This is a genomic window from Micromonospora sp. WMMC250 (genome assembly GCF_027460215.1).
Classification (GTDB): domain Bacteria; phylum Actinomycetota; class Actinomycetes; order Mycobacteriales; family Micromonosporaceae; genus Micromonospora; species Micromonospora taraxaci.
On sequence record NZ_JAPZBJ010000002.1, the window covers coordinates 4345195 to 4372152 of the forward strand.

At 68.7% G+C, this 26958-nt stretch carries 23 protein-coding genes, 1 tRNA gene and 1 pseudogene; 11 read left to right on the top strand and 14 right to left on the bottom strand.

Annotation, left to right across the window (positions count from 1 at the left end; translation table 11 throughout):
* Positions 1-36 precede the first annotated feature (36 nt).
* The gene (locus O3438_RS19455; RefSeq protein WP_269681279.1) at positions 37-681 is read right to left on the bottom strand and encodes an FMN-dependent NADH-azoreductase; all 645 of its coding nucleotides are present in this window, start codon (positions 679-681) and stop codon (positions 37-39) included.
* Positions 682-763: 82 nt separating this feature from the next.
* Between O3438_RS19455 and O3438_RS19460 the strand changes: the two genes are divergently transcribed.
* A complete protein-coding gene (locus O3438_RS19460) occupies positions 764-1243 on the top strand; it encodes a MarR family winged helix-turn-helix transcriptional regulator (protein WP_088986513.1) in 480 nt (159 codons plus the stop codon).
* Between the two features lie 46 nt (positions 1244-1289).
* On the opposite strand, the gene O3438_RS19465 is transcribed toward O3438_RS19460, so the two are convergent.
* Positions 1290-2303: a potassium channel family protein gene (locus tag O3438_RS19465; RefSeq protein WP_145786147.1), complete on the bottom strand. Its 1014-nt coding sequence runs from the start codon at positions 2301-2303 to the stop codon at positions 1290-1292.
* A 176-nt stretch (positions 2304-2479) separates the two neighbouring features.
* Here O3438_RS19465 and O3438_RS19470 point away from each other — a divergent pair, with 176 nt between their 5' ends.
* From O3438_RS19470 to O3438_RS19495, 6 genes are all read left to right on the top strand, one after another.
* Entirely contained in the window at positions 2480-3067 is a 588-nt protein-coding gene (locus O3438_RS19470) for a helix-turn-helix domain-containing protein (RefSeq protein ID WP_269681280.1), read from the top strand.
* Positions 3068-3202: 135 nt separating this feature from the next.
* Entirely contained in the window at positions 3203-3802 is a 600-nt protein-coding gene (locus tag O3438_RS19475; RefSeq protein WP_269681281.1) for a ClpP family protease, read from the top strand.
* 87 nt (positions 3803-3889) lie between these two features.
* Positions 3890-4657 (top strand): hypothetical protein, encoded by a 768-nt coding sequence (locus O3438_RS19480; protein WP_269681282.1) that lies wholly within the window; start codon positions 3890-3892, stop codon positions 4655-4657.
* Between the two features lie 121 nt (positions 4658-4778).
* Positions 4779-5129, top strand: coding sequence for a DoxX family protein (locus tag O3438_RS19485; protein ID WP_269681283.1), 351 nt, complete (start codon positions 4779-4781; stop codon positions 5127-5129).
* Between the two features lie 104 nt (positions 5130-5233).
* Positions 5234-6682, top strand: a complete 1449-nt coding sequence (locus O3438_RS19490; RefSeq protein WP_269681284.1) for a right-handed parallel beta-helix repeat-containing protein — start codon at positions 5234-5236, stop codon at positions 6680-6682.
* A 1-nt stretch (position 6683) separates the two neighbouring features.
* Complete coding sequence (locus O3438_RS19495; protein WP_269681285.1) at positions 6684-7883, top strand: SGNH/GDSL hydrolase family protein; 1200 nt, start codon at positions 6684-6686, stop codon at positions 7881-7883.
* A gap of 101 nt (positions 7884-7984) precedes the next feature.
* On the opposite strand, the gene O3438_RS19500 is transcribed toward O3438_RS19495, so the two are convergent.
* From O3438_RS19500 to O3438_RS19510, 3 genes are all read right to left on the bottom strand, one after another.
* A tRNA-Arg gene (locus tag O3438_RS19500) sits at positions 7985-8057 on the bottom strand.
* 434 nt (positions 8058-8491) lie between these two features.
* The gene (locus O3438_RS19505) at positions 8492-9436 is read right to left on the bottom strand and encodes a CU044_5270 family protein (protein ID WP_269681286.1); all 945 of its coding nucleotides are present in this window, start codon (positions 9434-9436) and stop codon (positions 8492-8494) included.
* Positions 9433-10035, bottom strand: coding sequence for an RNA polymerase sigma factor (locus O3438_RS19510; RefSeq protein WP_442929625.1), 603 nt, complete (start codon positions 10033-10035; stop codon positions 9433-9435). The genes O3438_RS19505 and O3438_RS19510 overlap by 4 nt, the downstream gene beginning before the upstream one ends.
* Positions 10036-10414: 379 nt before the next feature.
* On the opposite strand from O3438_RS19510, the gene O3438_RS19515 reads away from it, so the two are divergent.
* Both O3438_RS19515 and O3438_RS34195 read left to right on the top strand, forming a co-directional pair.
* A complete protein-coding gene (locus O3438_RS19515; RefSeq protein ID WP_269681287.1) occupies positions 10415-11125 on the top strand; it encodes a hypothetical protein in 711 nt (236 codons plus the stop codon).
* Positions 11126-11596: 471 nt separating this feature from the next.
* Positions 11597-11710 (top strand): annotated as a pseudogene (locus O3438_RS34195) (IS21-like element ISAau2 family helper ATPase IstB); the annotation flags it as partial.
* 266 nt (positions 11711-11976) lie between these two features.
* Here the strand turns inward: O3438_RS34195 and O3438_RS19520 are convergent.
* The 3 genes from O3438_RS19520 to O3438_RS19530 form a co-directional block, all read right to left on the bottom strand.
* A complete protein-coding gene (locus O3438_RS19520) occupies positions 11977-12963 on the bottom strand; it encodes a toll/interleukin-1 receptor domain-containing protein (RefSeq protein WP_269681288.1) in 987 nt (328 codons plus the stop codon).
* Positions 12938-14395, bottom strand: a complete 1458-nt coding sequence (locus tag O3438_RS19525) for a vWA domain-containing protein (protein WP_269681289.1) — start codon at positions 14393-14395, stop codon at positions 12938-12940. Before O3438_RS19525 ends, O3438_RS19520 begins: the two co-directional genes overlap by 26 nt.
* Positions 14396-14519: 124 nt before the next feature.
* Positions 14520-14990: a toll/interleukin-1 receptor domain-containing protein gene (locus O3438_RS19530; protein WP_269681290.1), complete on the bottom strand. Its 471-nt coding sequence runs from the start codon at positions 14988-14990 to the stop codon at positions 14520-14522.
* A gap of 444 nt (positions 14991-15434) precedes the next feature.
* Here O3438_RS19530 and O3438_RS19535 point away from each other — a divergent pair, with 444 nt between their 5' ends.
* Both O3438_RS19535 and O3438_RS19540 read left to right on the top strand, forming a co-directional pair.
* On the top strand, positions 15435-16265 hold the full coding sequence (locus tag O3438_RS19535) for a M23 family metallopeptidase (RefSeq protein ID WP_269681291.1): 831 nt from the start codon (positions 15435-15437) through the stop codon (positions 16263-16265).
* A 167-nt stretch (positions 16266-16432) separates the two neighbouring features.
* Positions 16433-18052: a serine/threonine-protein kinase gene (locus tag O3438_RS19540; protein ID WP_269681292.1), complete on the top strand. Its 1620-nt coding sequence runs from the start codon at positions 16433-16435 to the stop codon at positions 18050-18052.
* Between the two features lie 171 nt (positions 18053-18223).
* Here the strand turns inward: O3438_RS19540 and O3438_RS19545 are convergent, their stop codons facing one another.
* The 6 genes from O3438_RS19545 to O3438_RS19570 all read right to left on the bottom strand — a co-directional run bounded on the left by O3438_RS19545 (position 18224) and on the right by O3438_RS19570 (position 26954).
* Positions 18224-19585 (bottom strand): glycoside hydrolase family 6 protein, encoded by a 1362-nt coding sequence (locus O3438_RS19545; RefSeq protein ID WP_269681293.1) that lies wholly within the window; start codon positions 19583-19585, stop codon positions 18224-18226.
* A gap of 209 nt (positions 19586-19794) precedes the next feature.
* A complete protein-coding gene (locus O3438_RS19550) occupies positions 19795-21084 on the bottom strand; it encodes a cellulose binding domain-containing protein (protein ID WP_269681294.1) in 1290 nt (429 codons plus the stop codon).
* 338 nt (positions 21085-21422) lie between these two features.
* Positions 21423-22568, bottom strand: coding sequence for an alanine racemase (locus tag O3438_RS19555; RefSeq protein WP_269681295.1), 1146 nt, complete (start codon positions 22566-22568; stop codon positions 21423-21425).
* A complete protein-coding gene (locus tag O3438_RS19560) occupies positions 22565-24163 on the bottom strand; it encodes an IucA/IucC family protein (protein ID WP_269681296.1) in 1599 nt (532 codons plus the stop codon). Before O3438_RS19560 ends, O3438_RS19555 begins: the two co-directional genes overlap by 4 nt.
* Positions 24160-25788, bottom strand: a complete 1629-nt coding sequence (locus O3438_RS19565; RefSeq protein ID WP_269681297.1) for an IucA/IucC family protein — start codon at positions 25786-25788, stop codon at positions 24160-24162. Before O3438_RS19565 ends, O3438_RS19560 begins: the two co-directional genes overlap by 4 nt.
* A complete protein-coding gene (locus O3438_RS19570) occupies positions 25785-26954 on the bottom strand; it encodes an ATP-grasp domain-containing protein (RefSeq protein WP_269681298.1) in 1170 nt (389 codons plus the stop codon). Before O3438_RS19570 ends, O3438_RS19565 begins: the two co-directional genes overlap by 4 nt.
* Positions 26955-26958: the final 4 nt, after the last annotated feature.

Here is a 26958-nt window from a genome sequence, read left to right on the forward strand (position 1 = left end):
TTCGGGGGCGGCCGCTCTCGTCGTACCGACGCCTGCTCAGCGCTGGGCGGAGGCCGGCAGCCAGAGGTTGTCGATCTCCTTCTCGGCCGCCGCAAGGCTCGCCTCGTGCAGCGGGATCAGCTCGGCCATCGCCGGCACCGACGGTGCCAGGGTCAGCTCGGCGCTGATGAACCGTGGCTGCATGCCGGTCATGGACAGGCCGTGCGGGAGCCACGGCTCGGCGTGGTCCCAGCCGTTCCGTGGGGTGCCCTCGCCGTAGCCGCCACCTCGGGTGGCCAGCACCACGAACTCGCGGTCGCCGAGCAGACCCTGCTGGGTCGTCGGGTCGTAGGCCAACCCGGGCACGATCAGGTGGTCGACCCAGGACTTGACGCTGCTGGGCGCGCCGAAGTTGTAGAGCGGAAGCCCCAGCAGCACCACGTCGGCCTGCTTGACCTCGTCGACCAGCCGCTCGCTGAGCTCCCAGGACTCGCGCTGCGCCGGGCTGTGCTGGTCCGGCGGCGTCATCCGAGCCAGACCACCATCCGCGTCCAGGTGCGGCAGCGGGTCCTTGCCCAGATCTCGGTAGGCCACCGTGCCGCCTGGGTGAGCCGCGCGCCAGTTGGCGACGGCCCGGGCGGTGAGCTTCCGGCTGACCGACCAGTCACCCCGAATGCTTGAGTCGATATGCAGCAGATGCATTATTCCTCCTCCAAGGATCGTCTGTGCAGCACCAACTATTTATAGCAGGCCGATGTTCCTTCGAGTCGGTAGACTGGGTCACATGTCCGCGCAGCCGCTCGACACCTCGGAGCACCGCTCGGGCGCACTCCTGGACCACCTGGCCCGGCGCATGCGGCTGCGGTCGGAGTCGGTGCTGGCGCCGCTGGGGCTACGCCCCCGGCACCTGGTCGCGCTCACCGTGCTGCGCGCCGGCGGCGGCACCGGTCAACAGGCGCTCGCCACCATCCTGGAAATGGACAGCACCAACATCGTCGGGCTGCTCAACGACCTGGAGGCGAAGCAGCTGATCGAGCGGCGCCGCTCGCCCGAGGACCGCCGCCGACATGTCGTCGAACTCACCGAAGACGGTGCGAAACGCCTCAGCGAGGCGGAATGCGCCCTCGCCGGCGCCGAGGACGAGGTGCTGGGGGCGCTGGGCCCCGACGAACGGGAGACGCTCTACGAGTTGCTCAGCCGGGCCTCCGCCGGCACGACGGTCAACTGCACCGAGACGATCTGCGCCGGGGACGAATCGCTCTGACGGCAGGCCGTCGAGGCCACCGCCACGCCAGAGCGGCGGATGACGATCAGGCGGTCGTGGCCGACTGGGGGCGGTCGTCGCGTACGTGCACCAGCATGTCGCCGGTCTCGATCACCGCACCCGCGCGATCGGCCAGGGTGACCACCTTGCCCCGGCGCACCAGGGCGATCACCAGTGAGTCCAGCTCACGCGGCGAGCGGCCCACCTCGTCGCGCTCCGCCGAGCGCATCGCCAACGCCATGCCCTGCCCAGGAGTGAGCAGGTCCTCCACCACGTCGATCAGCGGCGGAGCCGAGGTGGACAGCCCCAGCAGCCGCCCCGCGGTCGCCGAGGAGACGATCACGTGGTGCGCGCCGCTCTGCTTGAGCAGCGGGGCGTTCTCCGCCTCCCGCGCCGCCGCGATGATCCGCACCTGCCCGGCCGTGAGCTGTCGGACCGTCAACGCGACCAGGACCGAGGCGTCGTCGCTGTCGGTCGCGATGATCACGGCCTTGGCGTTCTTGACGTGCGCCTCGTTCAACACCGACGAGCGGGTCGCCGAACCCTCGATGGCCACCAGCCCGGCTGAGGTGGCCTGCCGCAGCGCGGTGGCGCTGCGCTCCACCACCACGATCCGAGAACGGTCCAGACCGTTCTCCATCAGGGCGGAGACCGCGCTGCGCCCCTTGGTGCCGTAGCCGCAGATGATGACGTGGTCCTTCACGGCTCTCCTCCACCGCGACAGGCGACGGCCGGTCCGGTACTGCTCGGTCAAGACTTCCAGAGTGGTGCCGACCAGGATGATCAGGAAGATCACTCGGGCCGGGGTGATGAAGAGGACGTTCACCAGCCGAGCCGACGGCGCCGCCGGCGTGATGTCCCCGTACCCGGTGGTCGAGAGCGACACGACCGCGTAGTAGAAGCAGTCGAGAAGGGTGAGGCCGTCCTCGTTGACGTCGCGGTAGCCGTCCCGGCCGAGGTAGACCGCGGCGACCACGGCGAAGACCAGGCCCAGGGCAGCGGCGAGCCGTAGGCTCAGCGCGCTCAGTGGGCCCCGACGTTGCGCGGGGAAATGGATCACCGTCGAACCTGCTCCCCCGCCGTCGCCTGCACGACCACAACATAGCGGGTACGACGCCAGCCGCACGTCCGGGTTGCGTCGGACGAAACAGCGCGGTCCCGCATGGGTCGGCCCGGACGGCCGGGGACAGGCATGATGAGGGTGTTCCCGACGACGACCGCGAAAGTGAGGCCGGCATGTCGTTGCTGCGACGAGTCATCGGCGGAGTGTTGCGCCGACTACGCCAGAGCCAGGGCCGCACGTTGCGTGAGGTGGCCGCCGCCGCCGGGGTGTCGGTGCCCTACCTGTCCGAGGTGGAACGGGGGCGAAAGGAAGCCTCCTCTGAGGTGCTGGCGGCGATCTGCCGGGCGCTCGGCATCCAACTCTCCGACCTGCTCGAAGCGGCCCGCGACGACCTGCGCCGGGTCGAGCGTCGCATCCCCGCCGCGCCCCGGGCCGCTCTGGGCCGGCTGGAGCAGGTGCCCGCCCCACGCAACGAGACCGGCCCCGCACTTCGAATCGGCTTTCAACGCGGTGAGGCGACGCCACCCGTGGCCGCCGCTGGTGCCCCCGCACGGCAGCCGGCCGGCCCGGTGCTGCGGCTGGGCGGGCCGCTCCTGCACGTCGGCCGTCCAGCCGACCCCATCGGGTCGACCATTTCAGGAGCGGGGCTGCGAGTTCGACTGATCGCCTCCGCACCGGCCGGGCACCCCGGTCCGCGTACCTCCAAGATGCTGGCCTGCCGGCGGGCCCGGACGGGCCGGCGGCGGCTGACCCGGGCGTAGGCAGGCCGGGGTTCTGCCCTGGGCCGATCTGCCGCCGGCAGAATCCCTCGGCCGCGACCACCGCCGGGCGCACGCTGGAGGAGCCGGTTCCCGGGCGGTCCCGCCGCCCGCCGGCACGGTGGAGGGTGGCGGCACATGATCTGGTACGACACGACCATGCGGGACGGCGGACAGCCGTCCTTCGGCGATCAGGTGTTCGAACGGTTGCTGCGGGAGCGGATCGTGTTCCTCGGCACCGAGGTGACTGAGGAGTCGGCCAACCAGATCTGCGCGCAGATCCTGCTGCTCGCCGCCGAGGACGCCGACTCGGACATCTTCCTCTACATCAACTCGCCGGGCGGTTCGGTGAGCGCGGGGATGGCGGTCTACGACACGATGCGCTACGTCCGCAACGACGTGGCCACGCTGGCGCTCGGGTTCGCCGGCTCGATGGGGCAGTTCCTGCTCTGCGCGGGCGCGGCGGGCAAGCGGTACGCGCTGCCACGCTCACGGATCATGATGCATCAGCCCTCCGGCGGGATGGGCGGCACCGCCTCCGACATCACCATCCAGGCGGAGAACATGCTGCACGTGAAGCGGACGATGCAGGAGTTGATCGCCCAGCACAGTGGACGGACGCTCGACGAGATCCAGCGCGACTGGGACCGGGACCGGTGGTTCACCGCCGAGGAGGCGCGGGAGTACGGCCTCGTCGACCATGTGCTCAGCCGAGCCGAACAGCTGACGACCGTCTGAATCCGGCACCCGCCGCCCCGGCCGATACGACGGGCGGCGGCTGCCGCATCCGAAATCGGGTAGCGGCCGCCCGTTAGGGTCACGTCTATGCGTCGACTGATCCCCGCAATCTCGATTGCCCTCGCCGCGACCCTCGTCGCCGGCTGCAACACGAACTCCGGCACCCCTGCGGCGTCAGGATCGTCCGCCGCGCCCAGCGCGTCCAAACTGGAGCCGGTCGCCGCCATCACGCAGGGCATGGACCGCAGCCTCGCCGGCACGCTCACCATGGACGCCTCGGTGAAGGCCGGCAACCAGTCGGTCACCGTCACCGGGAAGATGGACACCGCCGCCCGCACCCTCCAGGCCACCGGCAAGGCCCCGGAGCCGATCGAGGCGCGGATCATCGGCGACACCGCCTACATCAAGTCGGACTCCGCCGACGGCGGGAAGCCGTGGATGAAGATCGACCTCACCAAGCTCAGGCCGAACAGCTCGCTGCGCCAGTCCTTCGACCTGAAGGCGCAGACCGGCCTCATCGGCGGCGTCGTGTCCGCGCAGGAGGTCGGCGACGGCCGCTACACGGGTGTCGCCGACCTGGAGAAGGCCGCTGCCGCCGCCAGCACGGACGGCGGAATGCGCGCGGGCCTCGAGTCGACCGCCAAGCTGGCGAAGGACGCGAAGGCGATCCCGTTCGAAGCGACCGTCGACGCCGACGGCCGCCTGACCGCACTCTCCTACACGATCGCCACGAAGACCCTCGGTGACCTTGTCACCGAGATGCGGATGAGCGACTTCGGCAAGCCCGTCACCGTGGAGGCACCGCCGGCCGGCGAGACCGAGGCCGCCGCCGAGGACATGTACAAGTTCCTCTGACGCGCCGGCACTGTGGGCTGCGGGGAACCGCAGCCCACAATGTGCCGCAGGTCACGCCGACGTACGTAACATCAGTGCGCGCCACCCCGTCCTTGAGGCAGACAGCCACAAGGGAGGGCACATGTTCGCCACGTACGTCACCGTCACCATCCTCGCCTCGGTCTTCACCGGCACCGCCGCCGTCACCTACCTGATGGGCCACGACTATCCGAAGGCCCAGGCGGACATGAAGCGGGTGCCGCACTCCTGGTTACCGAGGTTGGGCGCGGCGCTGGCCGCCGGCTCCCTCGGACTGCTGGCCGGGTTCGTCGTTCCACTCATCGGAACCCTCGCCGCCGCCGGCCTCGTGCTGTACTTCGTCGGCGCGCTCGTCGCACACCTGCGGGTCGGCTCCCGCAAACTCGTGGGACCGGCGGTCTTCTTCGCCACGTCGATCGCCGCGCTGGCGGTGAACCTGACCTACCGTTGGTGATCCGTTCGCCCGTACGCTCGACAACGCTCCGCGAACGGGTCAGTGCGAATCGGTGATCTTACGTAGTCTCTCCCCGTCAGGAAGATCAGCGGGGGAGGCTCTCGATGGAGATGGTCAGTAGGCGCAGCGCACTGCGTGCCGGTCTGGTGTCGACCGTGGCGGTCGGCGGCCTGGCGGCGAGCGAAGTGGCGGCCCAGGCCGCGCCGGTCGGCGCGACGGCGGACACCGGCGTCGGCTGGATCTCGGTCCTCGACCACGGCGCGGTCGGCGACGGGACGACCGACGACACCGCGGCCATCCAGGCGACGCTGAACGCGGCTGCCACCAGCAGGCAGAGTGTGTACTTTCCTGCCGGTCGGGTCTTCCGGGTCCGGGATCAACTCACGGCGCAGGGGCTCACCGACGTCGTCATCGCCGGCGACGGCGCGACAGTGGCCCTCACCGGCGCGGCGTACTCGGTCGTCGACGCACCGAAGGCCGTGCTGCAGTTCCGCGACTGCCGGCGGGTCAAACTGGTGGGGCTCACCGTGCGCGACACCGACCGCTCCCAGCAGTACAACGGTGTCCGCATCTCCTCCTCCACGGAGATGGTCGTGGACGGCGTCCGGGTCCACAGCGTCCGGGTCAACGGCATCGTGGTGTTCGACGACCCGCCTCGAACGACCGACAACGTCCTGATCACCAACTGCACGACCGAGGACACGCGGTTCGGCATCTCGTCGAACGGCAAGGACGTCCGGATCACCGACAACCACGTGGCGATGGACTGGCCGTCGACCGACGAGGCCCGCCGTTACGGCGGCGTACACCCCGGCTACGGCAGCGACTCCGACTACTTCGACGGCATCTGCGTCTGGGCCGGCGCCGACCGCACCGTGGTCGCCAACAACACCATCACCGAGTGCGGCCAGAGCGGTGTCTACGTCCAGGCGGTCTCGAACGTCGTCGTCGCGGACAACACGGTGACCGGATGCCAGTTGCGGGGCATCGAAATCGACGGACTCGGCGACGCGGGCAAGAGTGTGCACGGGCGGGCCATGGGCGTCTCGATCACCGGCAACGTGGTGGTCAATTGTCTGGGTCAGATCAACCTGATCGCGACAACCGATGCGACGGTGGTGGGCAATCGCGTCGCCAACGGCAGCGCCACCAAGCCGTCGTCCGGGATCGCCGTCAACCTCAAGTGCAGCAAGGTCGTCGTGTCCAGCAACCACGTCCGGCAGGCGAACCCAGCGATGCCGGCGCTCTTCGTCAAGGACAACGACGATAAAGACAGCACCCTGATCTCGACAGACGTCACCCTGGCGTGGAACACCGTCGAGGCCGCGATCCCGTACGCCGCACCGGCCGAGACGGTCGTCATGCACCGGTCGGGTCCGGCCATGATCACCGCGCAGGGCTCGCTGAAGACGAGCGGCAAGGTGATCGCCGGCGGCGGGCTCGGCGTGGGCAACACTGTCACGGCGACGTCGGTCGGCTCGATCGTCCGCAAGATGGAGGTCTTCTCCTCCACGGGGCAGAGCCTCGGCTGGGTCGCGATTCACAACAGCTGACATGCGCGCACTCGTCGCACTGGTCGTCGCGGTCGCACTGCCGGCCGCGACGCCTCCGACGACGGACGACCCATCGCCCCCCACGTTCAGAGCCCGGGTCGGCATCTGGGCGCCGGCCGTGGAAGCCTCCGGTGAGTCGTTCAGCAACCAGACGATCCGCCAGGTCGTCTACGCGTCGAGCGGTGGCACGCTACCTCGCGTACGGGTTTCCAACCTGCGGGGCACCACAGCCCTGACCGTCGGCCAGGTCGACCTCGCCGAGCAGAGCATCGGCGGGGTCGCCAAGACCGGCACCCACCGCCGGCTCACGTTCGGTGGCGCCGGGACGGTCACGATCCCGGCCGGCCAGGAGCGGATCAGCGACCCGGCCGACATGACCGTGGTCTCCGGACAGAACCTCCTGATCAGCATTTACCTGCCCGGCACCACCGGCCCGTCGACGGTGCACCCGGCCGCGCTCACGAACACCTACGTCTCCGTCGCCGGCAACCACGCCGCGGACGACAGCAGTGCCGACTTCCCGACGCCACGTCGATGGTCCTGGTTCTTCCTCAGCGGGCTCGACATCGTCAGCTCGACCGCCTCCGGCACCGTCGTGGCCTTCGGCGACTCGATCACGGACGGGTACGCGTCGAGCCAGCTCACCAACCGGCGGTACCCCGACTACCTGGCCCGACGTCTCGCGTCCCAGCCAGGCGGACCGAGACTGGGCGTCGTCAACGCGGGCATGGCGGGCAACATGGTGCTCAGCGACCGCAGCCCGGATGCGGGAGGGCGCAGCGCCCTCAACCGGTTCGACCACGACGCGCTCGACCATCCCACGGTGCGGTCCGTCATCCTGCTCGAAGGAGTCAACGACATCGCCGCCGACGCCACCGCGACCCAACTGCAGGCCGGATACCGGCAACTGGTCGGCAAGGCGCACGCCCGCGGGGTCACCGTCTACGGCGGCACGATCCTGCCGTTCGGCGGAGCCAGCCTGCACACCGCCGCCCGCGAAGCCGTGCGGCAGGAGGTGAACACGTGGATCCGGACGAGCGGCGTATTCGACGGGGTCATCGACTTCGACGCTGCGCTCCGCGATCCAGCGGACGGGTCGAAGCTCCTCGCGACCTATGCGCACACCGACAACCTGCATCTCACCGACGCGGGGATGAGCGCGATGGCCGACTGCGTCGATCTCACCGTTGTCGCGGCCTGAGCTCGTCACGGTCGCGATCCCGCCACCCTGCCGTTTCGCTACCACTCACCGAGACGGGTGTGACCTGGCAGAACCAGATGGCGCTTGGCTGATCTTCGAGGTGCCCCCGGCAGGATTCGAACCTGCGACACACGGTTTAGGAAACCGATGCTCTATCCCCTGAGCTACGGGGGCGCGAGTGGTCAGTCTAGCGACCTGCGGGTCGACCCGCGTGGGCAGGGAGTGACCCCCGTTGACCTGCGTGGCCTGGCGAACCGCTCCGACCGATGACCACACGCTGATCACACCGGATGGGTCTGCGACCAAGATCGTTGACCCCGACTGACCCGGAGCAGCACCGACTGACCCGGATTAACTTCCGCTGGAGACCACACGGCGAGGACGAATGTCCGCACGCACCCCCGCACGAGCGCACCGGCGGCTGACCAGCCTGACCGGGTCGGTCGTCACCCTCGCGACCGGCACGCCGGCCTCATCGGCATTTTCACACCCGCCCAAGCCGCCGCGATCTGATCGAATCGGGCTGGCGCTGGCCTTCGGCTGCGGACGCCGCGGAATCCCCGCGGCACCCGCAGAGGGTTGCAACGTGCCTGGGCAGCACAGCCAACTCAGGAGGGGATCTCACCCGCCTTGGTCGTGATGTCTTGTCTCATGACCGCTGAGCTGGTGGTGCCGAGAAACGCAAACGAGGTGGAGTCGAACACCAGCGCTTCACTGCCGCCAGCGGAGATGCCGATACCCCGTCGACCCGCACCGTCCCGAACATCAGCTACTGCGGTGACTCCAGAGAGCCTCGCCAGAGCCTTGAAGATCGCGCTGCGCTGGTCAGGCTGCAGATATGTCCCTGTCATGAGAAGCGATCGCGCCCTCTCGAACGCCAAAGCGTCCTGACCGGTGCTCGGTTCGGCGCTTGGCGGCTGCGAGCTCGCCGTGCTCCGGCCCTCGTCCTTCAGCCGCGCCAGCACCGCAGTGGGTTCGGTGGGGAAGCTTGCCGGTAGCACACCCCTTGGGCAGCGATCTAGATCGCTGCCCAGGTTGGTCGGACTCTGCTCCCTTGGGCAGCCCGTGAGCACAATCCACGGTTCCCACCCGGCGCTGCCGCCCTCCAGCCGCTGTCGCTGCTTGCCGTCCTTCGTCGGCTCCACGGGAAGCCAAACTTGTGTGACGACCGTTGCTCCCGCGGTGGTCCTGATCGAGCCGTCGGGCTGTTGAACTTGCTCTGGGTAGCTACTGACCGTCTCGGTAAAGATGTATCCGTCGTCTAGAGGCCGTGGGACGGTCAACTCTTGGCTGACGGCCGCGGCGTTGTCCAGGACCGTGGCGGCTCGGGGTATGGCCGCTTGTTCGCCGGAAGTGTTCGGGCTCGGCCGCAAGGCCGCTGTGCCCGCGATCGCGCCCACCACGGCGATCGTCAGCACCCCGGCCTGCCAAGTCTTGAGTGGCCGCTTCCGGGGCGAGTCGTGGAAGGCCGCCAGAGGCGGGCCGGCGAGAGGCTCATCGCCACGAGGGGCTAGGTCATCCCCCAACTGCTTGATGAGATCCAAGTCCTTCATGTCAGCTCCAGAGCGATGTCGTCAGGCAGATGTTTACGGATCTTGTGTCGAGCACGATGCAACCGCGATCGGACCGTGCCCAGCGGTATCCCGAGCGCCCTGGCTGCCTCTTCGTAGGTCAGGTCAGCCCAGGCGACCATAAGCAGCACGTCCCGTTCCCGACGGGAGAGCTTCGCGAGCGCCGCGACCAGCGGCCTGCGCCAGAGGTGAGCGGAGGCGGCATCAGCGACTCGATCGGCGAGGTCCCCCTCACCTCGATCCTCGGTAGAGCGCAGAAGAGCCCGGTATCTGGCCTGTTCGACCCGGTGGTGACGGGCGATCTCTCTGATCGCGATAGCAAAGAACCAGGGCCTGGCATCACTGTGACCGAGGTCGTAGGTCCGTCTGGCGCGGAAGGCCTTCATGAAGGTCTCAGCGACGACGTCCTCCGCAGCCTCCCGCCCGAGGCGCCGGTACGCGTACCCGTGCAACACCCTCGCGTGCCGTTCGTACAGCAATCCGAACCGGTCCGGCTCTGCTAGCGACTCCTTGATGACCTCGGCGTCGGTGCTCTCAGCCGCGCACAAGGGGCCTTGACCACCGCCATCCGTGTCGATCACTTGCCTCAACCCGCCTCCCAGGATCATCTCGTTGGATGTCCCATCTATCCACGAGGCGGCTGAAGGGTTCGCTCAACCGGCGCCATCGACGACAGTGTTATCGATCTGTTATCAATACGCAGGGTTGCTGGACTTCGGCGACACCGTTCCGACCTGCGCATCCACGTCGCCGCCCGGCGCAATTTCCGCAACGCTGTGTGTCAGCGAGCATCGATGTGTCTAGACGATTCGAGTGGGTCCACGCCATCGATCAACTTGGGCTAGCCTGAGTCGATCGCTGAGGCAAGAACCGCTTGCCACTTCGCTGCAAACCGCTGTCCATCTAGCTATGCGGTGGTTTTTGGTGAAACAGCTAAAGCTCACATGGGGGAAGGATTTAATGGCAATTCCCAAGAGGTTCGCTCGTTTCCTGCTGGCCACGACTGCTGCCGTAACCGTCGTGGCCGCAACTGGCGGCTCCGCGCTCGCCGCCGGCACTTCGGCAAAGCCCGCAGACCTGAAGGTGTCGGTGGCTCTTCAGTCACTGATGGAGCTGTACCCAGGCTCCGAGGTGGTCAGTGAAGACACCCTCCGCATCGCTCCTGGCGTTGACATCACCATGCCGCCGGACCAGCCTCGGGACCAGCGTGTCCTTTCCAAGGAGGCGGTCAAGGCGGCCCTTGCGTCCCCTGGCCCTGTCCGGCCCGCCGCATCCCTTCCGGCAAAGGCTCTCGCGCCGGTTCGCGCAATTAAGCCCGCTGAGCGCGCGTCCGCGGCCGCCGGAGGCTCGGTTTACACATGCGAATACAAGTACCTATGCCTGTGGGCTGACGCGGGTTTCATCTCGGGCTACAAGATCAGGTTTTATGACTGCGCGTTCATGGACCTCGGGGCGATCAATTTCCCGCCCGGCGGAAAGTGGAACGACAAGGTGTCGGCCTACGTCAACAACCAGACGGATGGGGCTAATACCTACTTCTACAACTGGAACGGTGTGAGTAGCTGGAACCTGCTCTTCAGCAGTACTGCACTCGACTGGAATAGCAACATTGGCGTCGACATGCCCGCCTACAACAATGTAATCGATGGGGTCCACGTCTGCGACACGTGATCGTGCAACCGGATGGACGCGGCGCTCGTGCCGCGTCCATCCGGCTGTGTGCTGGGGCGGGTCTCGTAGTCGCGGGCCGTCCTTGACCATGAAGATCGGGGCAGTGGCGCCCTTCATCAGGTCGATGAGGAAGTCGAGGGCTTGCCTGCCGACCGTGACGGTCTCCCTGCCCAGCCACAGGATCGAATCGGCGACGCCGCGTGGGATGTGCCAACGATCAGCCGCGGCGGTAGCGGCCGGCCCGATCTGGTCCAGGGGCACGCTCAGGTCGTCCAAACCCGCGCTGACATCGGTCAGCAACCCCTCGAACTGTGCCTTAGTGAAGTTCACACAGAGCGTCCATGGCGACGGTGACCTGTTGACGGCTCGGGGCGGCATCTCAACGGGTCGCGCGAACTCCCGAAGGCCTGGGCCTGCGCCAAGGGCAGCCTTGCGTTCTCCTGCTTCCCCGCTCGTGCCGCTTCAGCGCGCGACCGCCACGCCGGCCGGCTGCAAGACGAGCTCGCCAGACTCGGCCGGATCCGGCTGCTGATCGTCGACGAGGTCGGCTACATCCCCTCCGAAGCCGCGAACCTGTTCTACCAAGCTCGGAGAGCACCTGTCGCGTACGTCATCGAAGACCAACGGAGATCCGTCCGCATGCCCACAGTGGGTGCCACCACCAGGGAACCAGTAGGCCCAACACCGCGCGGTCATGCAGATGATCACGATCAACGAACCTGGCTCCGCAGACCGCATCCGTCCTCGCGCCGAACACCGAGACCATGACGAACCGCATTCATGGAAGATCGGCTGAGATGACCCGTTCGGCCTGGGCGCCACCCCACAGCGGCGATCGTCTCGCCGGCGCCCTATGGCACATCCGAGTTCTTGATGAACTCGATGAAGGACTCAAAATTCTCCCTTTTTGTCAGGTCCGCACGCATTTTTTCGGAGAGCAGCAAGGGGACCGCCCTTTCGCTGTCAGATCCGTCCAGGCTCAGCGGGATAACACGGCGTGACGTTTCGCCGGTGAATTCCCGGTAGAGGATCGGGCTGTACTCGGACCGCGAGTAGCCGGACTCTCCGAGGGCCTCGCTGAGCGCGACAACCACGAGCCGGCTGTCCCGCAGGCCGTCCTCGATCTTCTGTACGACCCGGTCACCGAACTTAACTTGCTCCTCATCGATCCAGTACGAGATTCCTGCCTGCCGGAAACGTCTCGTGACCTGCGCTATGAGGTCGCTGTCGCCCTGCGCGTGCGACAGGAAGACGTCGAACTTGTACTGCCGGGCGCCGGGCTTGCCTGTTGCCTCGGGGAGGACTGGCCTCATCCCGATCTCCTCGATGTGCACCTCGTGAGCGAATACGGCGCAGTTGTAGAACCGCACCAAGCCCGCGTAGCCAGCAAAGGGCCCTTCCGGGACCAACCGGTCTATGGCGACAAAGCCATCACCGCTGCGCATCTCGCCGCGCATAATTCCGGAGAAGAACTGCAACGAGACGTGGACTTCACCGTCCGCCAGGGCGAAAGGTACGGTCAGCCCGGCCATTGCCACGACAGTCCCATATTTGAAAGCCGTGATGCGGACGGAAAACAGGCCGGGAGCCTGCGGATCGGAGATTACATAGAAGGCCACCATCGACCGCAGGTCATCCGCGCGACAGACAACCCCGGCGCCAGCTGCCCGGGCGGGATTACCCAGGCGAATGCGGGCAGATATACGGCCGTTGAGGATGCGTTTGCTGGTGTCGACGGCGTAGGCCATACCGAACGGGTCTGCTCCACGGCCGAAGCCACTGAGGCTGCCGCGGACCTCCGCCCATGACCGCTCAGGAAAGACGCGCCAGTCGCTCATCGATATCGCCTCGGATGTCGTCGATTTCCGCCGCCGCCGCTGGGTAGGCCTGGCGTGATTCCAGGCAGACCTCTCTGGCCGCCGAGAGCAAATCGCGGAGCGACTCGTCGTCAAGGAAGTAGTCCGACGCTGCCCTATGCCATGCCGCATTGCGAGACATCCGTTGCACGTGCTCCTTTCTGAAGCTACCCAGCATGCCGGTCAGAGAGACGAGGCGTGAGGCACCATCCATGGCTCCCAAGCCTTGCAGGATTTGCAACAACTGGGCAACTGCCATCAGTGCGTCGTTCTGTTGAAGGGCATGCACCGCTCGCTCTAATTCCTGTTCCCGCATCTCACGCTCGCGCTCCTGCTCAAGCTCGGTCCTCTCCTCCCAAGTCATGGCGCGGGCACCCGCCAGCTTCGTCTCGAGGTCGCGCAACAACTGCGATTGGCTCTCCAGCATGCTGATCATGGTCGTGACGTTCTTCGCGTCGAGTTCCTCGACGATCCGCTCGTCCGCCTTGTCAGCGAGGTACTTGGATACCACCATGGCGACGGCTGGATCCTCGACGCTGTCGGCGTACTCCTGGACTGTGCCCAGCCGAAGCTCCAACTGGGCGGAGGCGACCTGCTGTGCACCATCAGACAAGGTGGCGACAATGCCCATCTCAGGCAACAGCGCCGTAGGGTCGGACCTGAGCCGTAGGGCGAAGGCGAAGGCGTCGTTGGCTTTGATCGGCCGCAACCGGTACCTGCCGCCCGTCTTGGCCAGATCGTTGAATTCCTGCTGAACGACTAGACCCTGCGGCAGCTGCAGTTCCACAGCCGGACGCTCCATCACCACAGAGAGCGCGCCGCTGAACTCCTCCCGAATGATGTCCGCTATCGCCTGGTTGCCGATATACCACCAGCGCCCCCCGGACTCGGTTGCCAGCGCCGCGAGGATGTCCTCCTGGAAATCCTTGCCAATGCCAATCGTGGACGTCGTAATGCCCAGCTCATCCCTGGCCCGCGCTGACTCTTGGCCGAGGACTGCTGACTTCCGCTCCCCGGCATTCGCCATCCCGTCAGATAGCAAGATCATGCGGTTTATGTGCTTAGGGGTGCCGTAGGTCTGTAGCTCCAGGAGCCCGAGGTACCAGCCCTTGGAGAGATTCGTGCTCCCACCCGCGTCCAAGGCACGAATCCGGTCCTCCACCTCTGCCTCGGGGGTCTGCGGGTTGACAACAGAGATGACTTCGTTGTCGAATGCGAGGACGGTGAAGTGATCATCGGGCGTCAGGCTACGAAAGATGTCGAGGCAGGCGCGCTTTGCCTGCTCGAGCTTATTTCCATCCATGCTTCCGCTGCGGTCGATGACCAGGCACAGGTTGATCGGGCGCTTGGCCATTTGACCTTCCAGCCCACGGCTGGTCATCAGATTGACCACGATATCGATATCGGAGGGCACGTCTGATCGAACCACTGGTCGATCTACGTGAATAGTCATGCTGAGCGGTTCATTTGACATAGAACTAGCCCCTCGTAGCTGTGTGCTGACGTCCGGGTGTGAGTGGCCCGCCTCCACGGCCGCCTCAGACCGGCCCTCGCGAATGCTTCAGGAACTCGATAAAATCGGCCATGCTGCGCTCGTTCGTGAAGTCGACTCGCAGCTTGCCAACGAGGAGCATCGGGGTCACAGCCCCATCGGTCGCCCCGTCGAGGCTGAGCGGGATCACCCGTCGTGACGCATCTCCGCTGAGTTCCCTATGTAGGACGGATCCGTACTCTGCCCGACACCATCCCGAGCGGGCCAGCGCTGCGCTGAGCACAGCCACGACGAAACGGCTGCTCCGAAGGCCGTCCTCGATCTTGCCGACGATCGGGTCACCGAACGTGATCTGCTCCGCGTCCAACCAGTAGCAAATGCCTGCTTCTCGGAGTCGTTCGGCTATGCGTGCGGCCGCACCTCGATCGGCGTGCGAATGGGAAATGAACGCGTCGTACCTAAATACATCGCAATTTTCTTCGCCGATCAGCCCGCCCGATGTAGCACCAGAGGTCATTAGTTGCTCCTGCCTCTTGCCGTCATCCGACGATAGGCCACGACGTCCATGATGAATGATGAAGACAACTCACGGAAGTCCGCACCGTGATTGTCTTCGATCTGACAGATGACCACTCGACAGTAAGGCTTGTTCTCACTCGTGATTGACCATCATCCTTACCTTGAAGATCAAGTGCGCTCATTTGCCGCTGTTCACTCGGGGTGGGCTCAGGACGCCTCGTCGAGGAATCGCTATCGTGCTCGGTCCCAGAGCGGCGACGCGGCCGGCGCGTCCAGGGCTGCCCGCCAGGCATCGCGCCGCCGTACACACGCCGCGAACGCAGCCAACGACGAGCCAGCGGGTGTGAACAGGGCTGGGTCGAGGGGGAAGGTCGCTGGTCGCTGGGTTGAGCGCCACCTGGAAACTCTTGCCCTTCAACGGAAGGGGCCTTACGTTTCATCGATGATCCTCAACGAGGAGCCTCACCCTGCCCCTCCCCGAAACGTCAGCCACGACGGTCTGCGGCCCGAGGACCTCGGTGGCATCGCGTACCTGCGAGGGCTTTCGAGGCGGGGCTTCCTCACGAGCGCCGCGATGGTGGCGTCCGGGGTGTCGGCCGCCTTCGGTCTGCTGCCCGGCTCCGCCCAGGCTGCCGGCAGCTACCTGCGACCATGCGGGAATGTCCGGATCTCCAGCTCTTGGCAAGATCACCGGAGCCGGACGCCGCCGTCGGGTGAGCCGGGCACCGACTACGCGGTCGGCACCGGCACTCCCGTCCAGGCTGCGGCGAACGGCACGGTCCGGTACGTGAAGACCGACACCTCCACCGCGACGGGACGTGTCGTGGGGATGGCTCACGACGACGGCAACTACACCCGCCATCTGCACCTGTCCTCGATCACCGTCTCGATCGGTCAACGTGTGTCGCGGGGCCAGACGATCGCGTACTCCGGCGCCTCGGCGAACGGCAGCAACTCCGGTGTCGGACCACACGTGCATACGAGCCTGTGGTTGAGCACCGGCAGTCCCACGAACTTCGGCGCGACAGTCGATTTCGAGACCTACGTCGGAGACGTCACCAACCCGAACCCACCCGACCAGGAGGTAGACGACGTGTTCATCGCGAACGTGAAGGGCAACTGGTACCTGGTGGTGCCGCAGGGCACCAGCAAGCCGCGAGCAGTGGTCCTCGGTGGCGACAGCAACGCCGCCGCGTCCGGCATCCCCGTCCTGAACTTCAGCTGGGACCCGTCGATCAACGCACTCCGGGCAGCGGTCGACGGCATCGGCTGATCTGTTCGCCGACGCGGTCGCGCAGGTCCGGTCCCGACCCGGAGCGGACGGCATCGACGACGCTTGGTGGACGGACGATAGGCTGCTGGCGGCGTCCGACTGACCTAAGGGGAACGGGTGATAGGCGGAACGGTTCCCGTGGTGATCGCGGCCTGCGGGCATCTGGCGTGAACGACGGGCTACGCCCCGGTGACCCAGTCCGCCTCGGCGGGTACGACGTCCTCGCCCGGCTCGGCGACGGCGGCATGGGCAGTGTCTTCCTGGCCCGATCGCCGCAGGGACAGCGGGTGGCGGTCAAGGTTGTCCGCCCGGAACTCTCGCACGACGAGGAGTTCCGGGGTCGGTTCCGCAGTGAGGTGAACCGCGCGCGCCAGGTTCCACCGTTCTGCACCGCCGAGGTCCTGGACGCCGACCCGGATCATGACCCGCCGTACCTGGTGGTGGAGTACGTCGAGGGCCCCAGTCTGGCCGAGGTGGTCCGGGAACAGGGACCGCTGAGGGCGGCGCAGCTGCACAGCATCGCGGTCGGGGTGGCCACCGCGCTGACCGCGATCCACGGCGCCGGAGTGATCCACCGGGACCTCAAGCCGGCGAACGTCCTGGTGGCGCGCGGCGGGATCAAGGTCATCGACTTCGGCATCGCCCGAGCGTTCGAGGCGACGAGCCAGCACACCCGGACCAACCAGATGGTCGGGACCGTCTCGTACATGGCTCCCGAGCGGTTGGATACCGCGTCCGGCTATCCGGTGGGCCCGGCCGCGGACATCTTCGCCTGGGGTGCCCTGGTCGCGCACGCCGCGACCGGCCGCAACCCGTTCGGGGGCGACTCCGCCACCGCCACCGCGATGCGGATCCTCACGCAGCCGCCGGACCTGACCGGGCTCGATGGACCGCTGCGGGAGCTGGTCTCCCGGGCGTTGGAGAAGGATCCGGCTGCTCGGCCCACGGCCCGGGAGTTGCTGGACGGGTTGTTGACCGCAGGGTATCCGGCGGGTGCCGGCGGGCCGGCCCAGGTCCTGGCCGCGACGCCGACGGCCGGTGCGTCCCCCGCGGCCGGTGCCGGCGGCCAGGACCAGCGGTCGACGGGACCCGGGTTGGCAACTGCCGCTCGCGCGGGCTGGCGCCGGCGTGGCTGGCTCACCGTGCTGGGGACGGCAGCCACGGTGATCGCGGTGCTGGTGTCCGTCTCCCTCTTCGCCCCGCAACTGTTGCGGGGCCGTTCCGGACCGGATCGTGCCGACAGCCCGGCGAACGGCAGCCCGCCAGCGAGCACACCGGCGGCTAGCGCGTCCGCTGCCGCATCGGGTACGTCGACCGTGTCACCGTCGGCCAGCGTGGACCCCACCCGGGCCATGCTGACCGGTCAGCGGAGATTCCTGCTGCACGTCGTGGAGATTGACCGTGACCTGTCGCTGCCGTCTCACGGCGAACTCGAAGTCGGCGACGGCACCGGCAAGGACGCGCTCTTCGTGCTCGAACCGGTCGGCGTCGACTACATGATCAAGTCGGTGAACCCGGACATCGCCCACCGACCGTGCCTCGGCGTCAAGCTCGATGCGAAGGGGTACAAGTCACTGGTGGGAGCCGAGTGTTACGCGACCGCCGCAACTCTGTTCGGGATAGCCCGCGAGGGCAGGGACGACAAGGGACGCACGTCCTACTCCCTCATCAACGAGGAGCACGGCGTGGTGCAGTGGAGCCCCACCAAGAAAGAGATCTACGTGGAGTTTCTCGGCGACGCCCCGATCGACACCACGTTCAGCCTGGTCGACCGGGGCGCGGTCTGACTCGCGCCTGAGGCGACGGGTCATCCCGACCGTCAACGCGACAGCGCCAGAAACCACCGGTTGACGTCAACCCCCTCCGGGAGTTGACCAGACCCACAGGGACACCCCCGACGGCAGCGGGCCCGGCACGGAGAACTGTCCTCCGCGCCGGGCCCGCCACACCGGTTGGGGTCAGGCGGTCACGCAGGTGGCCTGCGTACCCGGGCCGGTGCCGGTGCCCTGGAAGCCGAAGTTGGTCGACTGCCGGCCGAGGACACGTCCGTTGTAGCTCACGTTGCGGAACTGGACGGTTCCGCTGGTGCCGCTGGCCTGGGCGTTCCAGGTGCCGGTGACCGCGGCGCCGCTGGGCAGCACGATGGTCACGGTCCAGCCGCTGATATCCGACTTCCCGGCCGTGACCGTCACGCTCGCGGTGAACCCGCCGGCCCACTGGTTGATCGCCACGTCCGCGTAGCAGCCGTCACCGGCCGGCGGCGTGGTGTTGGGGGGAGTGACCGGCGGGGTCGTGGTCGGCGGCGGGGTCGTGGAAGGCGGCGTGGTCGTCGGCGGGTTGGGCGCGCCGTTGGCCAGGCTGAAGGCCAGGTCGGGCTGGAACGAACCGGCCGTGTAGCGGCAGCCGTCCGCCTCCCCCGGTGGCTTCACCCACAGGTACGCGTCGATGTTGGCGTCGCCGGTGTTCGTCGTCGGGTACTGCCCGATGCGTCGGTCGGTGTTGTCGTCGCCACACCAGTCACCGCTGGCACCCCCGTTACGGCTGGTGTCGATGACCTGGCGCTTGCCCGAGATGCCCATGCCGTTGAGGGAGGAGATGACCGCCCGGCCGAAGTTCGCCTCGCTGGAGGTGGAGTTGTAGTTCGACACGTTGCTGAAGAAGCCGTCGGCGTACTGCACGCCGGCCGCCCGGAGCCGGTTGGCCGTCTCACTCGCGCTGTTCCAGGTGGAGTGGCCGGCGTCGAGGTACACCTTGGCGTTGGGGTTGGCCGACTTGATGGTCCGGGTGGCCGTCGAGATCGCCTGGTTGCGCGCGGCGAGCTCACTGCTGTTCAGGCACGTCAGCAGGGCCAGCGAGTCGGTCTCCAGGATGATCAGGACGGTCTGGTTGCCAAGTCCTCTGGCGAAGTTGGACACCCACGTCTGGTACTGGTTGAGGTCCGGCGCGCCACCCGCGCTGGCCCCGCCGCAGTCCCGGTTGGTGATCTCGTACACCGCCAGCACCGGGATCTGTTGTGCCGCGTTGGCAGCGCCGATGTGCTCGGAGACCTCGGCCTGCACCGTGGACGGGTTGAAGTTGGCGAACCAACGGGCCTGCGGCTGACTCGCGATCTTGTCGCGGATGACCGCGGCACGCGAGTCGCCGGGGTTGGCGGCGACCCAGCGGACGACCGCCGAACTCGGGTCGCGGTAGAGCGATCCGGACACCGTGCCGGCGGATGCGCCGCTGACGGCGAAGCAGACGCCCGCGGCGACGGTGCCCGCGATGGCCGCGACACTGACGGCCGCCGATCTGCTGCGGAGCGGGGAGAGGATAGCCACGACGTGTTTCCTCCTGATCACATTGACGTATCCAAGTTTGTGGGAGCGTTCCCATGGACGGTAGCGGAGGCGTGAGCCGCTGCCAAGGTGTGCAGACCTGTCGATGCGACAGCCGCCACGTCACAGGGTCACGGCTCGCGTACCCGCGTCGTTTGCGCACCTGTGGGGCCCGGAGCCAGGCGGCTCCGGGCCCTCCTTCGTGCCCTCGGTCAGGAGCTGGTGCAGGTGACGTTGCTGGGTGCGGTGGCGCCGTTGCCGGTGGCGGTGAACCCGAAGGTGGTTGACGCGTTCGGACCCACTGCGCCGTTGTAGGGGGCGTTCCGGACGGTGACGCTGCCGGTGGTGCCCGTGTTGACACCGCTCCACAGGCTGCTGATGGCCTGTCCGCCGGCCAGGGTCAGGCCCACGGTCCAGCCGTTCAGGGCCGCCGTGGAGTTGTTGGCCACTGTCACCTCAGCCTGGAAGCCGCCGGGCCAGGTGTTCAGCGCCCGGTAGGTGGCGGTGCAGGTGCCCGGCTCACCGGTGGGCGGCGGAGTGGTCGGCGGCGGGTCGGTGGGCGGCGGGGTGGTCGGGGGCGGCGTCGTCGGCGGGGTGGTCGACTCGAACTGGCTGAAGAACCTCCAGATCTCGCCCGAGGTCCACGTCCGGGAGTCGTTTGGGCTGCCCGACCCGTCGACCGGGCTGGGCGTGTGGTCGCCGTCGAACGCGGCCCACTGCACCGGGTACCCGGCTCGGCAGCCGGAGTAGGCGGTGGTGATGTGGGTGAGGCTGCCCCGGCTCGGCTCGCGCGGGCTCTGCGCGGTGCAGCCGTTGTTCCGCACGAACGTGTCGCGCAGTTGCCGGCCCTGCGAGATGTTCAGCACGCTGTCGAAGATGCCGTGGATACCGAAGTAGGCGACCGGCTGCGTCCCGCCGTTACAGCCGCTGAGGTTCGCACCGGATATGACGGTGACCGCGCGGATGACAGTGGGCCGGGCGCAGGCCACCGCGTAGCTCATGGCTCCGCCGTAGCTCCAGCCCAGGGCGAAGCGCTGGGTGGTGTCGACGCAGAGATCGTTCTCGACCTGCCGGGAGATGTCGTCGAAGAGGGTCAGGTCCCGGCCGTTGGTGTTGGCCCAGCCGGCGTTGAGACCCTGCGGAGCGACGAAGATCGCGCTGTTGTTCGACAGCGGCTGCAACCCGTAGTAGCCAGCCGACGTGACGTTGTTCGCCGAGCCGTTCAACCAGTGGAAGCCGAAGATCAGTCGGTAGGGGCGGTTCCTGTCGTACCCGTCCGGGATCCGCAGGTTGTAGGTACGACTCTGCCCGCTGCTCTGGATCGTGCGCGTGCCGCTGGTCAGCGTGGGGGCCTTGCCGCAGCCGGCGGTTGCCGCGAGGGTGCCGTACGTCGAGGCCACCGCGGCCCCGCCGAGGCCACCGCTGAGCGCTCCGCCGGTGGTGGCCGCGAGGAGAAGCGCCGCGGCCGCGATGGATGGGAAGAGGTGCCTACGTTTGAGCATTGCTTGGCTCCTTGCCGGTGGGCGTCTGGTGCTCGTGACTCGGCAGCGGCACAGCGTGTGTGCGTCCGCCATCCGTCGGCGTCGGAGGGTCGCCCATGGTGGAGCTTCGGAGCTGGGCGTGCGACCGGGCGGAATCGTCCGGCGATTAACCGCGGTCGCGTGACGTCGACGGGGCCCGGACTGGTCACCGACCGGAGAGGTTGTGGGAGAGACGTGCCCTCGGCCTGTCTTCGCCGGCTGTTGAGGTGACCGGGAGCGTGCCCTTCACTCCCGGGTGAAAGATAGCATGTTATCGATAACAGGCGAGACGGACCGGGCCCGTGAAAAGGGTTACGACGTCACCAGCCGCGCGGTCTGGCCACCCATTCCGCGGCCACCTGCTGCGGGTCGCCAGTCCGGAACAGCGGAGGCTCGTGCAGCAGGAAGTCGCGGTGGCTGATGTTCCAGGCGTACGCGCCGGCCATGGCGAAGGCCAGTACGTCGCCCACGCCGATCGGCCCGGCGGTGGCCGAGAAGGACAACACGTCCTTCGGGGTGCAGAGCTGCCCGACGACGGTGACCGGCCCGCCGTCGGTACGCGGGCCGTCGACGTCGTGTCGTCGGTGCACGCTGAACGGCTGCGCGTGGCCGTTCGCCGCCGGGGTGCGCAGGTGGTGGGTACCACCGGCCACCACCACGAACCATTCGCCGTAGGAGCGCTTCACGTCGACGACCTCGGTGAGGTACGCCCCGCAGTACGCGGTGACCGACCGGCCCGGCTCGATGCGCAGCCGCACGTCCGGGTAGGTGTCGAGGACGTCCGCCAGTGCCCGCCCGTAGTCGACCCAGTCGAATCGGGCTCCCGGGTCGGCGTAGTCGACGGCCATGCCCCCGCCGACGTCGACCTCGGTGGCACCGACCTCGGTGACGGCCCAGCTGACGACGGCGGCGGCGACCGCGCCGGCGAGGGAGGCGTCTAGCCCGCTGGCCAGGTGGGCGTGGATTCCGCGTACGTCGATGCCGGCGGGCGGGCGGCGGGCGCACTCGATCGCGTCGGCCGGGTCCATGCCGAACGGGCTGGGTCCCCCGCCCATGACCAGGCTCGCGCCCGGGGCGGCGACCGGCAGGTTCACCCGCAGCAGCACCTGGGCCGACCGGCCCGAGGCGGCGGCCAGCGCGCCGAGCCGCCGAAGCTCGGCGGGTGACTCGACGTGGATGCGGCGCACGTCGGCGGCGAGTGCGGCGGCGAGGTCCGCGTCGGTCTTGCCCGGCCCGGCGTACGCGGCGGGGGCCCGACCCGGTAGCAGCTCGGCCAGCCTCCGAAGCTCGCCTCGGCTCGCGGCCTCGAACCCGTCGACGACCGGGGCGAGGGTACGCAGCACACCCGGATCCGGGTTGGCCTTGACCGCGTAGAGCAGCTCCACCTCCCGGGGCAGCGCCGCCCGGATGGCGCGGGCCTGGGAGGCCAGCGCGTCCAGGTCGTGAACGTAGACGGGTCGCGTCATCGTGGCCCGCCCATCGGGTTCGGCACCGGCACGAAGGGCGCGGCGCGGTCCGCGTCCCGCCGCCACCGGACCAGGAGGTTCGCCTTGGCGAGCAACGGCTCCCCGTTCAGCAGCGCCCGCAGTTCGGGTGGATCATCGAGGTCGGTCGCCACCGCTTCGACGACGGTCCGTAGCTCCTGCCACAGCCTCCGTTCGATCCCGGGTCGCGCGTCGGCCAGGGCACCGCAGATGCCACCGAGGTGGTTCACGAACAGGCAGTAGACGATCCGGCGACGGGCGTCCCGGGACCCGTAACGGACCTGCTGTGGGACACCGTCGGGCCAGCCGACCAGCCGGTCGGCGTCGAGCTTCACCCCCTCCAGGTCACGCAACAGCATGCGGACCGGGCGGTGGTCGCGGTCGAGCACGACGACCACGTTCTGCAGGTGCGCCTCGTGCACGACGCCGTGGCGGAGCCAGCACCGCAGCACCGCCGGCACCAGCAATCCGATGTACGCGCGCCACCAGTCCACCGGGTCCGGTGTCACCAGCGGCGTGGCGGCCAACGCCGCCGCCAGCATCGGGGTGTCCCCGGGACGCAGGTGCGGGCGTAGGCCGGTGCGCAGGATCGTCCCGTACGCCTCGTCCGGGCCGGGAACGTCGACGGTGCGGTAGGCGGGTTCGGTGAGCAGCCCGACGCCGGCCGGCATCGGCACCCCTGCCAGCAGGTCGGTCAGCGCCACCGCCCCGGTGAGTTCGTAGCGGGCGTTCTTGCGTAGGCAGTTGGTGATCCGCACATGCAGGCTGGTCTTGACGAACAGGTCGGCCGTCGGGGCGTAGAGAGTGCGGACGCTCGCCGTCGGTCGCACCGGCGCGCCGGCCTCGCCCAGGTCGCGCAGAAGCGGGTGCGTCGGCGGGAGCAGGGACAGCTGCCACGGATGCACCGGCAGGGCGCGGTGCCCGGCCGGGGGTCGCGGCGGGTCGAGGGCGGCCACGAGCGCGTCGAACGGCCCGGCGCCGACGACCAGATCGTCAGGTACGGCGAGCCAGTGCAGCCGGAACGACGTCCGCAGCTCCGGCGCGTACGCCCGCCAACGGTCGGGTTCGCCGCTGCGCCACTTCGGGGTGGGGTGGTGCGGGTGGCCGAAGACCAGTGACTGTTCGGAGTCGACGTACGCGTCGATGGCGGGCTCGCCGGTGGGGTCCGGGTCCTTCGCCGGTCGGTCCGCCAACAGCCGGGCGACGGTGTCCCGGCTGGCCCGGACCTGCTCCACGAACTCGTCGTTGACCAGGTCGGTACGGGTGGTGAGCTCGGCCGCGACCAGGCGCGCCAACCCGTCGGCGTCGAGGTCCGCCCACCGGCCGCTGCCGGTCGTCCGCTGCACCGGGCCGACGTAGCGGTGTGCCCCGAGTGGCGAGTGCCGCGCGACCTCGCAGCGCACAGTGACGTCGAGGTGCGGGAGCAGGAGGTGTGCGGCACCGTCGACCACGGTGGGTGTGCTGTCCGGCGGGGCCAGTTCGCGGATCAGGCAGCCGAAGACGGCGTGCGCGGCGGCCAGGTCGGCGATCCGATGGGTGTCGGTGGCCGGCCGGGTGCGCAGCTGAGCGCCCGTCATCGTGTCTCCCGGAGGTAGTTCGGGCCGGTACGCAGGTAGTACTTGTTGATGTCGGCGCAGCCGAGCCGCTGTTTGGGCAGCAGGGTGCCGGCGGTGAGCATCGCCTTGACGGGCAGGTGGGCGGCCCGCAGGACCTGCTCGGTGAAGGTTCGCGCCGCGGGCCCGTCACCCCAACGGTCGCGGGCGGCGGCGAGCCGGGGTGCCAGCGCCTCGGCGGGCGACGGCACGGGCAGCCCTCGGGCGGCCAGCGCGACCAGGGGCGCGGCGGCGGCCAGGTGCAGGGTGATGGTGATGAAGACGTCGGCCAACTCCTGCGGGTCGCGCGCCCACATCCGGTCGTCGTCGAGGACGAGCCCGCCCGCGCCGCCGTGCCGCGCGTCGAGCCGGGCCCCGTCGTTGTCCTTGTAGAGCAGCCCGACGGTGCCGTCGGGGTGCACCAGCAGGTGGATGTTCTGCGGGTGCGCCTCCAGGGCGATCCCGTGCCGGAGCCAGAGGTGGACGTGCCAGTCGAGCAGCAGGTCCAGGTAGGACTCCAACAGCGTCACCGGCTGCTCGGGGCGGATTCGTTGGAGGACCGTTCCCGCGACCGGGTCGGCCGCGGCGAGGGCCGCCACCGGCACCACGTGCACGTCCGCCAGATCGCGCGGGAGTCGGCGCAGGAGGAAGCTGCGCCGCTCGTCCCCGTCGACGTCCGCCCAGGTGCCCTCGTCGGCGTGCCGGATCCGTCCGGCGAAGGTGGGTTCGGTGTCGGCGATCCGGTCGAGCAGCGCGGCGACGGCCGCGCCGTCCGCGAGTGAGCCCGGGCGCAGCGTGCGTCGGTTGCGGGCGCCGAGGCTCGCGGTCGGCAACGGCAGCTTGAGATGCAGGTACGGGTCGCGGTCGAGCGCGACGGTCCGCATGGAGAGGGTGGGTCGTACGGTGATCGCCGGCAGGTCCGTCACCGGTAGCGCGTCGCGTGTCGCGGTGATCGGATGCACCGGGATCAGGACCTGGTCCGGGCTCTGCGCGGGCGGCCACCAGGACGGGAGTTCACCGCTGAGCCGGACGTCCTCGGCGGGGGCGGCGTGCCACCGCAGCGTGAGACGTGGGGCGTGCTCCGGGGCGTACCGGAGCAGTTCGTCGTCGTCGAGGCCGTGCCGGCACCGGTCGGTAGGGTAGACGGGGTGGCCGTGGTGGGCGGCGAGCACGTCGTCCAGGAGCGCCGCCGGCAGACCGGTCGGGGCGACCGCACGGTCGGCGGCCACCTGGGCGAGCACCAGTGGCCGGTTGCGGGCGGCGAGCCGCCGGGCCCGCAGGTCGGCGCGACACTCGACGCCGAAGTCCCGCCAGCCGGCCTCAGCTTCGGGGCTGTCGCCCGGGGCGAGCAACGTCAACAGCCCTTCGAGGGTGTCGGTGCGGTGGGTGTCGCCGTCACGGTCGAGCAGCAGCACCAACGGCGCGGCGCTGCGGAGGGCCTGCTGGAACCCGTCCGCCCGCACCGGAACGCGCAGCAGGCCGGCGCGATGCGGCACCTGCCACCAGCCGGGGCCGTCCGGGCGGCCGGTGCTCACCAGGCCGAGGTGGTCCTCGCGCAGCAGGGCGTCGAGCACCCGGGCGAAGAGCTCCCGCTCGCAGTCGTCGGTCACGCGACGATGGTCCAGTGGAGGTCTCTGCGGAAGGCGGCCAACGACCGCCGCACGGTGCCCTCGTCAGCGCCGACGGCGTGCAGTACGGCCAGGTAGTCACGGTTCGTCCCGGTGAGGTCGGCGACGTGGCCCACCTCGCGCAGCGGATGGCAGGCCAGCCGGACGTCGCCGTCCACGGCCTCCACCCGCCCCGGGGCGGTGACCAGGCGGCCGGGGCGGTCCGCGCAGACGTACTCGACCTGGGCGTACCTCTCGACAGTGGCGGGCAGGTCGAACGCGGCCAACGGCTCGCCGAGGTGCAGGCGGATGACGTGCTCGAACAACGGCACGTCGAGCAGCTCGGCGAGGATCAGGTCCATCCGGTCGCCGATGAGCCGGTAGTTCACCTCGATCAGCCGGACCCGGCCGTCGGAGACGACGTACTCGGTGTGGCAGGCGCCGAAGCCCACCCCCAGCGCGTCGAGGCACGCCCGCAACTGGGCGCTCTCGCGCTCCGCCGGGGGCGACCAGGAGAGGCTCTCCTCGGTGAAGGTCGGCGGCGGCCCGAGGCCGGTACACCAACCGCCCAGGGAGGCCAGCGCGTCACCGTCGCCGAGGGTCTCGAAGGTCCGCAGCTCACCGGCGAGGTACTCCTCGACGACCAGAGCCACCTCCGGCCGACGGCCACGGATCTCGGTGACCCGGGCGACCAGATCGGCACTGTCGACGACCAGGTACGCGTCCTCGCTGGCCACCCCCGAGCGGGGCTTGACCACGGCCGGGAACATCCCGGCCGGCACCTCCGGCACGGCACCGGGATCGATGGCGACGGTGCGTACCAGGTCGAGCCCGGCAGCCGCGATCGCCCGGCGGGCCGCGGCCTTGTCCTTGCACAGACGGGCGGCGTCGGGGTCCTTGCCGGGCAGGCCGAGCTGTCGGGCGGCGATCGCGGTGGCCTCCTGGAGGTGGTCGCTATTGGACAGTAACGCCACCGGTCGGGTCGGTGCGGTCGCCGCGACCACCGCAGCCGGGTCGCGGACCGCGCAGAGCGCCACCGGCACGTCCGCCGGCCACTCGGCGGGCCGGTCGGTCAGCACGGTGGCCGAGAGCCCCAGCGCCGACGCCGCTGGGAGAAGCCCCTCCACCACGGCGTCGGTGGGGTTGAGCGCGGTCAGGTACAGCCGCAACGAC